The 13497-nt window shown below is 64.1% G+C and carries 12 protein-coding genes and 1 pseudogene; 9 read left to right on the forward strand and 4 right to left on the reverse strand.

Annotated features, from left to right (window positions below; genetic code table 11):
• Positions 1 to 77: 77 nt before the first annotated feature.
• Positions 78 to 2888, forward strand: coding sequence for a Ti-type conjugative transfer relaxase TraA (traA, locus tag GGR04_RS21540; protein WP_183202353.1), 2811 nt, complete (start codon positions 78 to 80; stop codon positions 2886 to 2888).
• 190 nt (positions 2889 to 3078) lie between these two features.
• Here the strand turns inward: traA and GGR04_RS21545 are convergent, their stop codons facing one another.
• From GGR04_RS21545 to GGR04_RS23750, 3 genes are all read right to left on the reverse strand, one after another.
• Positions 3079 to 3372, reverse strand: a complete 294-nt coding sequence (locus GGR04_RS21545) for a helix-turn-helix domain-containing protein (protein WP_183202355.1) — start codon at positions 3370 to 3372, stop codon at positions 3079 to 3081.
• On the reverse strand, positions 3369 to 3659 hold the full coding sequence (locus tag GGR04_RS21550; protein WP_312857505.1) for a type II toxin-antitoxin system RelE/ParE family toxin: 291 nt from the start codon (positions 3657 to 3659) through the stop codon (positions 3369 to 3371). Before GGR04_RS21550 ends, GGR04_RS21545 begins: the two co-directional genes overlap by 4 nt.
• Positions 3660 to 3830: 171 nt before the next feature.
• Positions 3831 to 4106: a hypothetical protein gene (locus GGR04_RS23750; RefSeq protein WP_210291918.1), complete on the reverse strand. Its 276-nt coding sequence runs from the start codon at positions 4104 to 4106 to the stop codon at positions 3831 to 3833.
• A gap of 666 nt (positions 4107 to 4772) precedes the next feature.
• Between GGR04_RS23750 and GGR04_RS21560 the strand changes: the two genes are divergently transcribed.
• The 7 genes and pseudogenes from GGR04_RS21560 to GGR04_RS21590 form a co-directional block, all read left to right on the forward strand.
• Positions 4773 to 5693 carry an ArsR/SmtB family transcription factor gene (locus tag GGR04_RS21560; protein WP_183202360.1) on the forward strand — a complete coding sequence of 307 codons (921 nt, stop codon included), beginning with the start codon at positions 4773 to 4775 and terminating at the stop codon, positions 5691 to 5693.
• Positions 5694 to 5811: 118 nt separating this feature from the next.
• Entirely contained in the window at positions 5812 to 7320 is a 1509-nt protein-coding gene (arfA, locus tag GGR04_RS21565; protein ID WP_183202362.1) for an arabinosylfuranosidase ArfA, read from the forward strand.
• 29 nt (positions 7321 to 7349) lie between these two features.
• Positions 7350 to 8447 carry an ABC transporter ATP-binding protein gene (locus GGR04_RS21570; protein WP_183202364.1) on the forward strand — a complete coding sequence of 366 codons (1098 nt, stop codon included), beginning with the start codon at positions 7350 to 7352 and terminating at the stop codon, positions 8445 to 8447.
• Position 8448: 1 nt separating this feature from the next.
• On the forward strand, positions 8449 to 9324 hold the full coding sequence (locus GGR04_RS21575) for a carbohydrate ABC transporter permease (RefSeq protein WP_183202366.1): 876 nt from the start codon (positions 8449 to 8451) through the stop codon (positions 9322 to 9324).
• Positions 9325 to 9340: 16 nt separating this feature from the next.
• Entirely contained in the window at positions 9341 to 10189 is an 849-nt protein-coding gene (locus GGR04_RS21580) for a carbohydrate ABC transporter permease (protein ID WP_183202377.1), read from the forward strand.
• Positions 10190 to 10268: 79 nt separating this feature from the next.
• The gene (locus tag GGR04_RS21585; RefSeq protein WP_183202368.1) at positions 10269 to 11579 is read left to right on the forward strand and encodes an extracellular solute-binding protein; all 1311 of its coding nucleotides are present in this window, start codon (positions 10269 to 10271) and stop codon (positions 11577 to 11579) included.
• Between the two features lie 274 nt (positions 11580 to 11853).
• A pseudogene (locus tag GGR04_RS21590) lies at positions 11854 to 12173 on the forward strand (transposase); the annotation flags it as partial.
• Positions 12174 to 12204: 31 nt separating this feature from the next.
• Here GGR04_RS21590 and GGR04_RS21595 read toward each other — a convergent pair.
• Positions 12205 to 13191, reverse strand: a complete 987-nt coding sequence (locus tag GGR04_RS21595) for a LysR substrate-binding domain-containing protein (RefSeq protein WP_210291919.1) — start codon at positions 13189 to 13191, stop codon at positions 12205 to 12207.
• Between GGR04_RS21595 and GGR04_RS21600 the strand changes: the two genes are divergently transcribed.
• Positions 13190 to 13497, forward strand: a 308-nt coding sequence (locus GGR04_RS21600) for an MFS transporter (RefSeq protein ID WP_183202370.1), incomplete at its 3' end; no start/stop codon positions are given. The two genes, GGR04_RS21595 and GGR04_RS21600, sit on opposite strands and share 2 nt — an antisense overlap.

Below are 13497 nucleotides of genomic sequence, written 5' to 3' on the forward strand. Positions count from 1 at the left end.
AGGATGGTAAGGGCGCACTTTCGAGTAGCGTTGCTACATCGGTGTGCTATGGCGGAGTGACGAACGGGACCGCCGCCTTGGCCATCTATCATTGCTCGATGAAGTCGATCAGCCGGACGGGCGGACGTAGCGCCGTGGCCGCCGCCGCCTATCGATCCGGGACATTGCTGGTCAACGAGCGCGATGGCCTGGTGCACGACTACCGGATGAAGGGCGGCATCGTTCATGCCGAGATCGTCCTGCCCAAGAGCGTCGAGGCGGCGTGGGCGCTGGACCGGTCGCGTTTGTGGAACGCGGCAGAGCAAGCCGAGAAGCGCTGTGACGCCCGGGTGGCGAGAGAGTTCGAGGTGGCGATCCCGCATGAGCTGACGGCAGACCAGCGTGTCGCGCTGGTGCGATCGTTCAGTGCGGGACTTGCGGATCGCTACGGCGTCGCGGTGGACTTCGCGCTGCACGAGCCGCAGGGCAACAGCGACCTTCGCAATGCCCATGCGCATATTCTGATGACGACGCGCGAGATCGGGCCCGACGGGTTCGGGCTGAAATCGATGATCGAGCGCGAGAACCGGGCGCTTCTGCAGGAAGGGCATCCGACATCGACGATGCAGCTGCGCGAGGTTCGCCTTGCGTGGGAGCAAGAGGCGAACACGCATCTGGCGCGTGCCGGTCATGAGGAGCGGATCGACCATCGCTCGCATCGCGATCGCGGTCTGGAGATCGAGCCCTCGCGTCACATGGGCGTGCATGCCACGCAGATGGAGCGGCAGGGCAAGACGATCGACCGGGTCCAGCTGGAGCGCGAGGCGGCGGAACGCAACGCCGCGCTCATTCGCGAACGGCCCGAGCACGTTCTAGAGGTGATCACGGGCGAGAAGAGCGTGTTCGATCGGCACGACGTGGCGCGGGCACTGCACCGGGCGATCGACGACCCCGCGCTGTTCGGCAACGCCTTCGCATCCGTCATGGCGAGCCTTGAGCTGGTGGAGCTGAAAGGCGAGGTCCGGGACGGTCGGGGCAACGTGTCGGAACTGGCGCGGTTCTCGACGCGCGAGATGGTGGCGATCGAGCGCTCGATGGTGGAGGGCGCGGCGCAGCTCACGGTGAGCGGCGGATACGGGGTGGGCCGGGCCGCGGTCGAGCGCGCGATGGCGGCGCGCCCGATGCTCGCCGACGAGCAGCGCGAGGCGATCCGGCACGTGACGGGCGAGGGGCGTCTGGCCGCCGTGATCGGGCGCGCCGGCACGGGCAAGTCGACGATGCTGAACTCGGCGCGAGAGGCGTGGGAAGACGCCGGCTACCGCGTCCATGGCGCGGCGCTGGCGGGCAAGGCGGCGGAAGAGCTGCAGGGCGCCAGCGGCATTCCCTCGCGCACGCTGGCCTCGTGCGAACACGGCTGGGGACGAGATCGCGATCGGCTGGGGCGCGGCGACATTCTGGTGATCGACGAGGCCGGCATGGTGTCGTCGAAGCAGATGGCGCGCTTCGTGGCGGAGGCCGAGCGCTCCGGGGCGAAGCTCGTGCTGGTGGGCGACCCGCAGCAGCTGCAGCCGATCGGGGCCGGGGCGGCGTTCCGCTCGATCGCGGAGCGCACCGGGTTTGCCGATCTGGAAGAGATCCGCCGGCAGCGCGAGCCCTGGCAGCGGGAGGCCTCACAGGACTTCGCCCGGCACCGGATCGGAGCGGGGCTGCAGGCTTACGACGATCGGGGCGCAGTGCGGTTCGAGGGAACCCGCGAGGCAGCGCGGACCCAGCTGGTGCGTGACGTTCTGCAGGACCGCACTGAGCGCCCGGAGGGATCGCGTCTGGTGCTGACCTATCGCAACAGCGACGTGCGGCAGCTGAACGAGGCCATCCGCGGCGAGATCCAGTCGAGGGGCTCGCTGACGGACGAGCTGCGCTATCCGACGAACGAGGGCGAGCGACGGTTTGCGGTGGGCGACCGCCTCTTGTTCCTGGAGAACGATCGCGAGCTCGGGGTGAAGAACGGCATGCTGGGAACGGTGACCGCCGTCGAGCCAGGGCTGATACGCACAAGGCTCGACGGCGTCGGGCGAGACGTGGAGACGCCTCGCACGGTGACAATACCGACGGATCGCTACCAATCCTTCGACCACGGCTACGCGACGACGGTTCACAAGAGCCAAGGCGCCACGGTGGACCGGGCCTTCGTTCTGGCGACGCCGGGCATGGACAGTCATCTCGCCTATGTCGCGATGACGCGGCACCGGGACGAGGCGCGGCTCTATGCGGGGCGTGACGACTTCCGGGACATGAAGAGCCTGCGGGACCAGCTGTCGATCGCGCGCGGCAAGGAAACCACGATGGACTACCTGAAGACGCCGGCGGAGCGCCAGGCGGCCGTCGTGGCGGTGTTCGCCGAGCGGCGCGGGATGGACGGTGGGAGGGCGGACGCGATCCTGGTGGAGCGCGGCCGGGAGGAGACCGGGCGCGAGGCTCAGTCACAGCCTCACCAGAGCCTTCAGGAGCGCATGGCAGGGTTCTATGCGGGTTCGGGGCGTCAGGAGCCGTCAACGCAGCGATCGGGCCTCCAGCGCGCCGAGAGGGGCGAGGACGGCGTGCCGGTGACCAAGGTCAGCGTTGCGGAACGGATCGCGGCGCTGGAGGCGCGGGCCGCCCGCCGAGCGAACCCGGAGCGCGAGCAGGAGCGTGAGCGAGAGCGGCACCAGCGGCATGAGCTGCCCATCTCGCCAATGCCTTCAGCGCGTGACGAGCGGACCGAGGACGCTGGACCGGTGCGCAAGGTGAGCGTGGCCGAGCGGATCGCAGCGCTTGAGGCACGGGCAGCAAGTCGGCCGAAGACCGAACAGGAACTGGACCGCGAGCGCCAGATCGAGCGGGATCGCGAGCGTGGCGGGTATGAGCGGTGAGGCAGGCGGCAGCAGTCGCAGACTTGGCTGCGCCTTGGTGCCAGGACGGACCCGCCCTCGCCGTCCGCTACGGCGCTATGGGAGCGCGCGGTCGGCGAGGGCTACCGTTCGAGTCTCTTTGATCGGACTCTTTGGCGTGAAATAGTAACAACCACCCCTGCTCGTGATGCGTCTTGATCCAGGCAGCCATTCAAGCCGCAGAAACGGCGCGTTCGACCGCCTCGGGTTCCTGCTCGATCACCTTCAACAGCAGGCGTGACGGCATGTCGGGTGTTGAGCGCCCCTGCTCCCAATCCCGCAGACGGCCGATCGTAAACCCATAGCGAGCAGCAAAGGCGCTCTGAGACATGCGTCGGCTCTTGCGTACAGCCTTCACATCGATGGTCGAGGGAATATGAAGGACGTACTCGGTGGGGTTGACGCTGCCTTCGGCGAAGGCAATCGCCTCTTCAAGCCCAGCGGCGATCTTCTCGAAAGCACTCATCGTTTTGTCTCCAGCTTCACGACCTTGGTCCGATAAGCGTCTGCAAGACGCTTCGTCAGAGCCGAAAGGGCGGCGGCTTCGGCATCGCTTATGTTGTCCTTCTCACCCTTGCCGAAAACGGTGAGCAGGAAGACTGGAATATCGGGTCCGGTGTAGAAGTGGACGACGCGAAACCCACCACTTTTGCCTCTTCCACGACCGGCAAACCGGAATTTCCGGCAACCGCCCGTTCCCCGCAGCTCATCACCCGTCAGCGGGTCCGCCCCAACAGCACTCACGATCGCCATGCGAAGCTCTTCCGAGACCCCGGATGCTTTTGCGGCAGAGAGGTATGCAGGTGTCTCGACAACCGTTTGCATCAGCGAAGAATACGGACTGACCGTACTTTTGCAAGGCCCTTATACGGGTCGTCCGTATAATTCTGGAAAGGCGGCGAGTGCTCCCGAGCTAAACGTGCGTCAGCGCCACATCCGCTCGGCGATAGAACGCTGCTCCTCGCCCAAGACGTTGGCATAGATTGCCGTTGTCTCGATCGCGGCATGGCCCATCCATTTCGACAGCATTTTGAGCAGCACGGAACCGATCGCGGTGACCCTGTACATGACCGTACTCGCGACCATCCCAGCACTGGAAAAGAACTCTTGATGAGCGGGCGCCGTCCAGACATGACTATGCTGTATCGCTCGACGGACTGCCGCAGTCGTCGCGGCGTTTGCGTGGTGAACCCGGCCCATCGTGCCTCCTTCCACTCATGCGAAAGGATTGCACCATCAAAGCCTTGGATCGAACATGGACGTGCGGGCTACCGTTGAGCTGTTTGCGGAGATGTGCGAGGGCACCTCGATTTCCGCGCTCGCCGCGAGTTCGCCGTCAGCCGGTTGACGATTCAAAGGGCGCGGGATGAGGCTGTGGCCGGTGGAAGAGCAGGCAACGTTTTGCCCAACGTGCGACCGACACCTCGAGACACCCGCTCGAGGGTCTTGGGGATACGAAAGGAGCAACGGGTTGCCGGAAGTATGACGTCCTCCCGATCTCGGACATGCCTTTTGAAGCGGATGCGCGCGCCCGAAATCCCGTCGCCGCAATCATCCTGCGACCTCAGCATCGTTTCGGCTGACCTTCAGAAGGCTGACAGCTGACCCGCTCAACACCGATGCGGACCGTTGAGGGTTTACCTGGATTTTGCGACCTTTGGGACCGACGGCCAACGCGCCGACAAGCGTCCGAATTTGCGACGACGCCGGTGACGTCGCGCAGCATGTGATGGGATCCCGATGTCGAGTTGGAACCGGCTACTCGGGTGGCGGCCGCTTCGGCCGTTCGAGACGAAAGCCTTTCCGTGACTATCGCGTCTGCCTTGTATATCTGATTTACGAGTATGAAACGGTGAGGATGGCTCGATGAGCAGCAGGTTTCTGATGATCACGCCGGCGGATGGGCAGGAGGTCCTCAGATGCCTCTCGGCGCCCGCGCGCCTGTCCATGCTGGAACTCCTGCATTCCCGCGGCTCGCTCAACGTCAACGAGATCGCGGATACGCTCGGCCTGCCGCAATCCACCACGTCGACCCACCTGAACATGCTGGAGGCGGCAGGGCTCATCCGGACCGAAGTGCAGAAGGCGCGAAAGGGAAGCCAGAAGATCTGCCATCCCATCCACGACGAGATCGTCCTGTCCTTCGCCAACGCCGCCAGACGCGCCGATAAGGCCATCGAGGTGGCGATGCCGGTCGGCCTCTACAGCGGCTTCGAGGTTTCCGCCCCTTGCGGGCTATGCTCCAGCGACGGCATCATCGGCTTTCTCGACAATCCCGACACGTTCCTGTCTCCCGACCGCATGAAGGCCGGACTGCTCTGGTTCACCACGGGCCATGTCGATTACCAGTTTCCGAACAATGCCAGACTCCTAGGCGAAGAGATTCAGGAGCTTGAGGTGATCTTGGAGCTCTCGTCGGAGGTGCCCGGAACCTCCGACAACTGGCCCTCCGACATCACGCTCTCGATCAACGACACGAAGATCGCGGCCTGGACCTCGCCCGGCGACTTCGGCGATCGGCGCGGCAAGTACACGCCCGACTGGTGGAAGCTGCGCGGCAGCCAGTACGGCGTGCTCAAGGACTTCCGCGTCGGCGCAAAAGGCACCTTCGTGGACGGCGTCCAGGTCTCCGATGTCGGGCTCGGCGATCTCGCCCTCTTCGAGCACCGGTCGATCCGGCTTCGCATTGAGGTGGAAGAAAAAGCCGAGCATCCCGGCGGCATCAACATCTTCGGCCGCGGCTTCGGCAATTACGACCAGGACATCGTGCTGCGCCTGACCACCTGAGACGCAGGGTGCGCTATTAGCGCCTGACGCGATCTTCCATTGACGCCGAACCATAGCCATGTATCATACCCACAAAGCGGATATATATCCGTAAAATGGATTGTCTTGGGAGTGACAGATGCAGGCTACCGGAAGCGCCGACAGCGCTCACGTCATCGGAACCGTGGACGCCCGCCTCTACGGCTCGTTCGTGGAGCATCTCGGCCGGGCGGTCTACACCGGCATCTACGAGCCAGATCACCCGACGGCCAATGCCAACGGCATGCGCCAGGACGTCATCGATCTCGTGCGCGAACTCGAGGTGCCGATCGTGCGATATCCCGGCGGGAACTTCGTCTCGGCCTACAATTGGGAAGACGGCATCGGCCCCCGGGAAGACCGCCCGGTGCGCCTCGATCTCGCCTGGCACACGGCGGAATCGAACCAGGTCGGCATCCACGAATTCGCGGATTGGGCGACGGCGGCGAACACGGAGATGATGCTGGCGGTCAACCTCGGCTCGCGCGGCCTCGATGAGGCCCGAGCCCTTCTCGAATACGTCAATCATCCCGGCGGCACCCATTGGTCGGACCTGCGGCGCACGAACGGGCGCGAAGAGCCCTGGAACGTCAAGATGTGGTGCCTCGGCAACGAGATGGACGGACCCTGGCAGATCGGCCAGAAGACCGCCGAGGAATATGGCCGCATCGCCTTCGAAACGGCCAAAGCCATGCGCGCCTTCGACAACTCGCTGGAGCTCGTCGTCTGCGGTTCCTCGACGCCGAACATGCCGACCTATCCCGCCTGGGAAGCCACCGTTCTCGACTACACGTACGATTCCGTCGATTACATCAGCCTGCATATGTATTTCGAGAATCATGCCGGAGACACGGCTCGGTATCTCGCGCAGAACGCCCGCCTCGACGATTATATCCAGACCGTCGCCGGCGTCATCACCTACACTAAGGCCAAGAAGCGCTCCAAGAAGGACATCTACATCAGCTTCGATGAATGGAACGTCTGGTACCATTCGAAGGAAGCCGACAAGACCATCCTGGAAGGGCATGACGGCTGGCCGCATGCACCCGCGCTTCTGGAGGACGTCTACAATTTCGAGGACGTGCTGCAGGTCGGCTGCATCATCAACACGTTCATCCGACGCTGCGATGTCGTAAAGGTCGCCTGCCTGGCGCAGCTCGTGAACGTCATCGCCCCGATCATGACCGTCCCCGGCGGGCCGGCCTGGCGTCAGACGACCTTCTATCCCTATCTCTACGCCTCGAAGTTCGGGCGCGGCAAAGCGCTGCGGCTCGTCGTCGACGTCCCGGCCTATGCGACCGACTTCGCCGAAACGGTTCCCTATCTCGACGTCGCGGCGGTCGAGAGCGACAGCGACGGCGCGCTCACCTTCTTCATCGTCAACCGTCACCCGACGGAGACGATCGATCTCGACCTCTCGGTGCAAGGGTTCGGCGAGCGGCGGGTCGTCGCCGACAAGGTGATCGCCGGGCACGATCTGCGCGCCGTCAACGGCCCCGACGGACAGCCGGTGGAGCCCGCCGACGGCACGGGCGTCGGCGTGACGGACGGCCGTCTCCAGGGCTCGATCGCGCCGCTGAGCTACCGGATGATCCGGCTCGGCGCGTAAAGGCCGAGATACGGCAGGAAAGGGAGACCATGTCGGCTTCGATCGAAATCGCCAACGTCACCAAGCGCTATGCGGCGCTGACGGTGCTCGACGACATCTCGCTGTCCATCGCGGCCGGGGAGTTCGTCGTCTTCCTCGGACCCTCGGGGTGCGGGAAGTCGACGCTGCTGCGGATGATCGCCGGGCTGGAGGACGTGAGCGAAGGCACCATCGCGGTCGACGGCGCGCGCGTCGACGATCGACCGCCCGGCCAGCGGGGCGTCGCCATGGTGTTCCAGTCCTACGCTCTTTATCCGCACATGACGGTCGCCGAAAACATGTCCTTCGGCCTTCAGAACGTGAAGGTTCCGCGGGAGGAGATCGCCCGCCGCGTCCGGTATGCGGCCGAGACGCTGGAGATCGCGCATCTCCTCGATCGCAAGCCGGCCAAGCTTTCCGGCGGCCAGCGTCAGCGCGTCGCGATCGGCCGGGCGATCGTCAAGGAGCCGAAAGCCTTCCTGTTCGACGAGCCCTTGTCCAATCTGGACGCAGCCTTGCGCGGTCGCACGCGGCTGGAACTCGCACAGCTGCACAAGCGGCTGCGCAGCACGATGATCTTCGTCACGCACGACCAGGTCGAGGCGATGACGCTGGCCGACCGGATCGTCGTCATGCACGATCGCAGGATCGAACAGGTCGGCACCCCGATGGAGATCTACCATCGCCCCGCGACCCGTTTCGTCGCCTCCTTCGTCGGCTCGCCGCCTATGAACGTCCTCGCGGTGGACGAACTGGTTTCCGACGCGAAGGGAACCGTCGCACGCCTCGCCGGCATCGGCCCGATCGCCACCGACATCCATCTACCCGAAGACTTCGACGTCAAGGGCGCGGTGCTCGGCATTCGCACCGAAAACGTTCGGATCGCGGGGAAGGACGAGCCCGGGATCGCGCTCGACATCGATATCGTCGAGCGGCTGGGCGATCGCACATTGCTCTACGGCAATCTCTCCAATGGCGAAAAGCTGACGGTGGAGACCGACGGACGAAACCCCGTGAAGGGTGGGGACCGCGTCGAGGTGGTCTTCGACCCTTCGGCGGTGCATATCTTCGATGCGTCCGGCTTGGCCTATCACGCGGATGGTCGTTGAGATGGCCGAAAGCTATAGCCGCAGCCGCTGGACGAACGGGCTCTTCACCCTTCCCTACCTCCTCGTCTTCTCGGCGCTTCTGGTGTTTCCGCTGGGGTGGAGCATCTGGCTGAGTCTTCACAAGGTGGATCTGTTCGGCCCCGGCCGCTTCGTCGGCCTTGCCAACTACGCCCGCGTCCTGTCCGACCCGATCTTCCTCCAGGCGCTCTGGAACACCATCGTCTTCGTCGCGCTGAGTGTTCCAGCCCTCGTCGCGCTCGGCCTCTTTCTCGCCCTGGCGCTCAACCGGACGACCCGCCTCACCGCGTTCCTGCGCGGCGTCTTCTTTTCCTCCTCGGTCCTGTCGGTCACGATCGTCACGCTGCTCTGGCGTTTCGTCTTCATTCCGGGCGACGGGCTTCTGGCGGTGGTCATGCGCCAGATCGGGATCGAGCCAGCGAACTTCCTGTCCACGAGCGGCTGGTCGCTCTTCGCCGTCGGCGTGGCGACCGTCTGGTGGTGCCTCGGCCTGCCGATGATGCTGTTCCTGGCGGCTCTGCAGCAGATCCCGGACGATCTCTACGAGGCCGCCGCCTTGGACAATGCCAGCCCGTGGCGCGTGCTGGTCAAGATCACGCTGCCGTCGATCGCCCGCACGATCATGCTCGTCGCGGTGATTCAGATCGTGCTGCAGTTCCAGCTTTTCGGCCAGGCGCAGCTGATGACCAAGGGCGGGCCCAATGGCACCTCGCGTCCGCTCGTCATGTACATCTACGAGACCGGCTTCGTTCGCTGGGACGTCGGCAAGGGAGCGGCCGCCTCGCAGTTCCTCTTCCTCATCATCCTCTGCGCGGCGCTGATTCAGTACGTTGTATCCATGCGAAAGCAGGAGAGCTGAGATGGCCGCTCCCTCGATGTCGGCTCCCTTATCCGACTCCTCTCCCGTCACGGCGCCGAACCGCACCTTGCTCGGCATCGCCATCGTCCTGGCCATCCTGATGATGGTGCCGCTGCTCTGGCTCGTCGGCCTGTCGATCAAGGACAATGGCGAGCTGATGCTGGGAACGGAAGCGGTCTTCCAGGCGCCCTACACGGTCGTCAACTTCGCCAACATCCTTCGCTCCTCGGCCGTCTTCGGCTGGCTCCTCAACAGCTTCGTGGTGGCGGTCGGACAGACGATCGGCGTCCTCACGCTGTCCTCGCTTGCCGGCTACGCCTTCGCGCGGCTGGAATTTCCGTTCCGGCGGGCGCTCTTCGTCATCGTGCTTTTCGGCCTCGCCGTGCCCGAGCAGGCTGTGATCATCGCCCGCCACCAGATGTTCAACTGGATGAGCCTGCACAACACCTATCTCGGCCTCATGCTGCCGGGCATGTCCTCCGCCTTCGGCGTCTTCCTCATGACGCAGTTCTTCCGGGCGATCCCCAAGGAGATCGACGAGGCGGCGCTGCTCGACAACGCATCGCCGTTCAAGATCTTCTGGAAGATCATGCTGCCGCTGACGTTGCCGGCGCAGGCGACGCTCGGGATCTTCACCTTCCTCCAGGGATGGAACGACTATTGGTGGCCGCTGATCTCCGCCACCAAGCCGGAAATGTACACGGTGACGATCGGCATCGCTTCGACCCAGGTCAACTTCGCACAGAGCGAGGGGCTCGGCTTCTTGGCTGCCCAGGCCGTCTTCGCCAGCCTGCCGGTCCTCATCGTCTACCTCGTCTTCCAACGCAATATCGTCACCGCCGTTTCGGGCGGCGCCGTCAAGTAGTCACGCGAGCGGCCTGGGAGGACTTGGCCGCTTCGGGTCGAACCGGGGCAATCCTGCCCTGAAAGGGAGGGTATATTCCATGCGTAACTGGTTGCTCAGCACCACTGCCGTTCTCGCGATGTCGATCGGCGGCGCCGCGCAGGCGCAGACCACGATCAACCTCCAGCGCTTCTTCGGCGCCTGCGAGGCGGAGTATGGAACGTCGACGGACGTCACCGCCGCCGTCGGCGAATGCGGCATCATGACGTCGCTCGTCAACGCCTTCGAAAAATCCAATCCCGACATCGACGTCGAGGTCGTGACCGTGGAATGGCCGGGCTACGACCAGCTCAACGCCCAGCTCGCCTCGAATGCCGCGCCGGACGTGGTGTCCATGCATTATTCCGTGATCTCGGACTACCAGTCGCGCGGTCTTCTCGACCCGATCGACGAATTTCTCGCCAAGGAAGGCGTCACCCCGGACAAGTTCAGCGACGCGTCCCGCGCCGGCGTCACCCGCGACGGCCAGCTCTTCGGTCTGCCCTTCGACAACTGGACGCTCCTGTTCCACGTCAATCTCAATCTCATGAAGCAGGCCGGGCTCGTCAACGCGGATGGAACGCCGGTCCTGCCGCGATCGACCGACGAGCTTCTCGCACAGGCCAGACAGTTCAAGGAGAAGACGGGGAAGCCCTATCTCATTCAGGGTCTCGGGACCAATGTCGAGAACTACACACGGCTTTTCTACACGTTGCTCCAGCAACAGAATGTCAGCGCCTTCGACGGCGCGACCAAGGCCAATCTCGTCACGCCGGAGGCCAAAGCCGTCGTCGAATTGATGAAGAGCCTGCGCGACGAGGGCCTGACGACGGACGACATCGACTACACGGCGGCCGTCACCGCCTTTCCCCATGGCGATGGCGGCATCGCGGTGAACGGCACCTGGCTGATCGGCGACTACGTCGCGGAATCCGAGAAGAAGGGCTCCCCGCTGGAGAGCGGCTACACCGTCTATCCCGTGCCGCAGCTCTTCCCCGGCCGCGACGCCTCCTATGTCGACGGGCACGGCTGGGTCCTGCCGCACAAGGAGCGCACGCCCGAGCAGGCCGCCGCGATCGGCAAGCTCCTCAAATATCTCTACGAGAACGATTTCCAGTGGGCCCGCACGGGACACCTGCCGGCTGCCAAGGCGGTGTTCGACATGGCGGAGTTCAAGTCGCTGCCGTATCGCGACAACATCGCGAAGATCGCCACGACCGGCCAGCCGCTGCCACCCGAAATCCGCCGGCAGTTCGCCATTCAAAGCATCATCGGCGAGGAAGTCGGAGCGGCCGTCAAAGGCTACAAGTCGACCGACGAGGCCCTCGCCACCGCTCAAACCCGCGTCGACGAAGTGCTGAACGATCTCTGACGCGAGTTCCATAGGACCTCGAGGCCGGATCGCTCGATCTGCGATCCGGCGGACCGTCCAAGCTCTTCGTCGAGCGATGGACGTCCTGATCTCCTTCCGGAGCGAGCCTGCCTCCGGTCGATCAATCCCCGAGCTTCCTCCTCCCCCGGCTCGGGGGGAGAGAGGACGGCGTCGCCGCGCCGTCCTCTCTTCGTTTTCAGGCCAACAGAAGAAATGATGGTTCCTCGTTTTGGTGGACACCTTTGATAAGCCTGTGAAGGCGATGAGGTGTTGAATGACGAAGACGAGGCGGGAGTTATCTCCCGAGTTCAAACGGGAGGCGGTGGCGCTTCTCGACCGCGGCGATCGGCCGTTGATGCAGGTGGCGACGGAGTTGGGCATTTCGCCCTCGATGTTGCGGACCTGGCGCCGGGTGGTTCATGGCGGCCCGCCGCGAGCGAGGTCGGCGACGCCGGGGGTGGCGCCGCTGCCTTCGGCGATGCCCTCACTGGGGGACCAGGCCTCGGAGATCTCGCGGCTGAAGCGTGAGCTCGATCGAACGCGCATGGAGCGCGACGTGCTAAAAAAAGCGATCGGCATCTTCGCGGAGGGGCTCTGTTGCAAAGATTTTTCGGCTGTCGGAAAGTTAGGATTTCTGCGAATCTGCGGCAGCTTCGGAAACCAGCCAATTCCGAAAGTGGGTGACTGTCGATCGCTGCAATGCTTCGGCCGTGCTGACCGCGTAGTAGGCGAAGTTTGTCGGCCACTGGATCGAGATGGGCCGCACGAGACGGCCGGTGCGCAAATCGTCGTCCGCATAGGTGTCTCGCACCAGCGCAAGCCCTTGCCCTGTAGAGGCCGCTTTTACTATCAGATGGTCGTCGGAGAAGGATGGGCCGGAGAGCTGTGCGGAGACCTTCACTCCATGCGCCTCGAACCACAACCGCCAGTCAGCCCGGTCCATGTCATGCAGCAGCGGAAACGCAAGGCAATCGGCCGGGGTTTCGATCACGGCACGCCCATGGAGCAATGACGGGCTGGCAACGACGATCAGCTCCGGCGCGATTAGTGGCACGGCGGCGAGACCGGGGTAATCTCCAAGCCCGTGCCGGATCGCCATATCAACCGGCTCGCGTTTCAGATCGACAACGCGGCTGTCCGTTTCCAACTCGATATCGACATGGGGATGCAGCTTCGTAAAGCGGGGCAAGCGCGGCACCAGCCAGTTGGCGGCGAAGGATGCCATCGTGCTCACCCTGACGCGACGGGTCGATGGTCTTTCCAGTTTGCGCCGTGCATCTTCGATCTGGCGGAACGGCTCGTCCAGCGTGGCGAACAGCGATTGCCCTGCGTCGCTCAACGTCACTCCTGTCGATGTTCGGAGAAACAGTCGGTATCCTGCCAGCTCTTCCAACTCGCGTACGCGCTGGCTGATCGCTCCCGGCGTTAGCGACAGCGTGAGCGCAGCCTCACGCATCCGTCCTGATCGGGCAACGGCGACGAAGGTTTCCAGCAAGGTCAACGGTATGGCCATGACCATGTTTAGCACAGCTAAACATAAGAGGTAGAACCATCGTTTGCCGGACTGCGCGCGCTCACGGAGTGTTCCTCCGAGCAATCCGGAGAATTTCATGAGCGCGAAGCCATCACCCACATCAATTCTGCAATGGACGGTCGTCGCCTTCGGCTTTCTAGCCCTTTCGCTGGCCTTCTCAGCCCGCGCTACGCTCGGCCTCGTCATGCCGATCTGGTCACAGGAATTGGGCTGGTCGCGCAGCTTCGTTTCGGGATCGGCGGCGGCAGCACTGCTGGTCATGGCGGCAGTTGCCCCTTTCGCCGGTCGTCTGGTTGATCGGCATGGCGTGCGAGCAACGCTCGCCCTTGGTTTGTCGCTCGTTGGTATCGGGTGCCTGATCGTCTCCGCGACCAGCAGCGCATA

Source organism: Aureimonas pseudogalii, from assembly GCF_014196835.1.
Classification (GTDB): domain Bacteria; phylum Pseudomonadota; class Alphaproteobacteria; order Rhizobiales; family Rhizobiaceae; genus Aureimonas; species Aureimonas pseudogalii.

What these genes read in the sequence shown, in the direction of transcription:
- GGR04_RS21585 (WP_183202368.1), top strand. Translation starts at nt 10,269, where the DNA reads ATGCGTAACTGGTTGCTCAGCACCACTGCCGTTCTCGCGATGTCGATC.
- GGR04_RS21575 (WP_183202366.1), top strand. Translation starts at nt 8,449, where the DNA reads ATGGCCGAAAGCTATAGCCGCAGCCGCTGGACGAACGGGCTCTTCACC.
- GGR04_RS21545 (WP_183202355.1), bottom strand. Translation starts at nt 3,372, where the DNA reads ATGAGTGCTTTCGAGAAGATCGCCGCTGGGCTTGAAGAGGCGATTGCC.
- GGR04_RS23750 (WP_210291918.1), bottom strand. Translation starts at nt 4,106, where the DNA reads ATGGGCCGGGTTCACCACGCAAACGCCGCGACGACTGCGGCAGTCCGT.
- GGR04_RS21580 (WP_183202377.1), top strand. Translation starts at nt 9,341, where the DNA reads ATGTCGGCTCCCTTATCCGACTCCTCTCCCGTCACGGCGCCGAACCGC.
- GGR04_RS21560 (WP_183202360.1), top strand. Translation starts at nt 4,773, where the DNA reads ATGAGCAGCAGGTTTCTGATGATCACGCCGGCGGATGGGCAGGAGGTC.
- arfA (WP_183202362.1), top strand. Translation starts at nt 5,812, where the DNA reads ATGCAGGCTACCGGAAGCGCCGACAGCGCTCACGTCATCGGAACCGTG.
- GGR04_RS21570 (WP_183202364.1), top strand. Translation starts at nt 7,350, where the DNA reads ATGTCGGCTTCGATCGAAATCGCCAACGTCACCAAGCGCTATGCGGCG.
- GGR04_RS21595 (WP_210291919.1), bottom strand. Translation starts at nt 13,191, where the DNA reads ATGAAATTCTCCGGATTGCTCGGAGGAACACTCCGTGAGCGCGCGCAG.
- GGR04_RS21550 (WP_312857505.1), bottom strand. Translation starts at nt 3,659, where the DNA reads ATGGCGATCGTGAGTGCTGTTGGGGCGGACCCGCTGACGGGTGATGAG.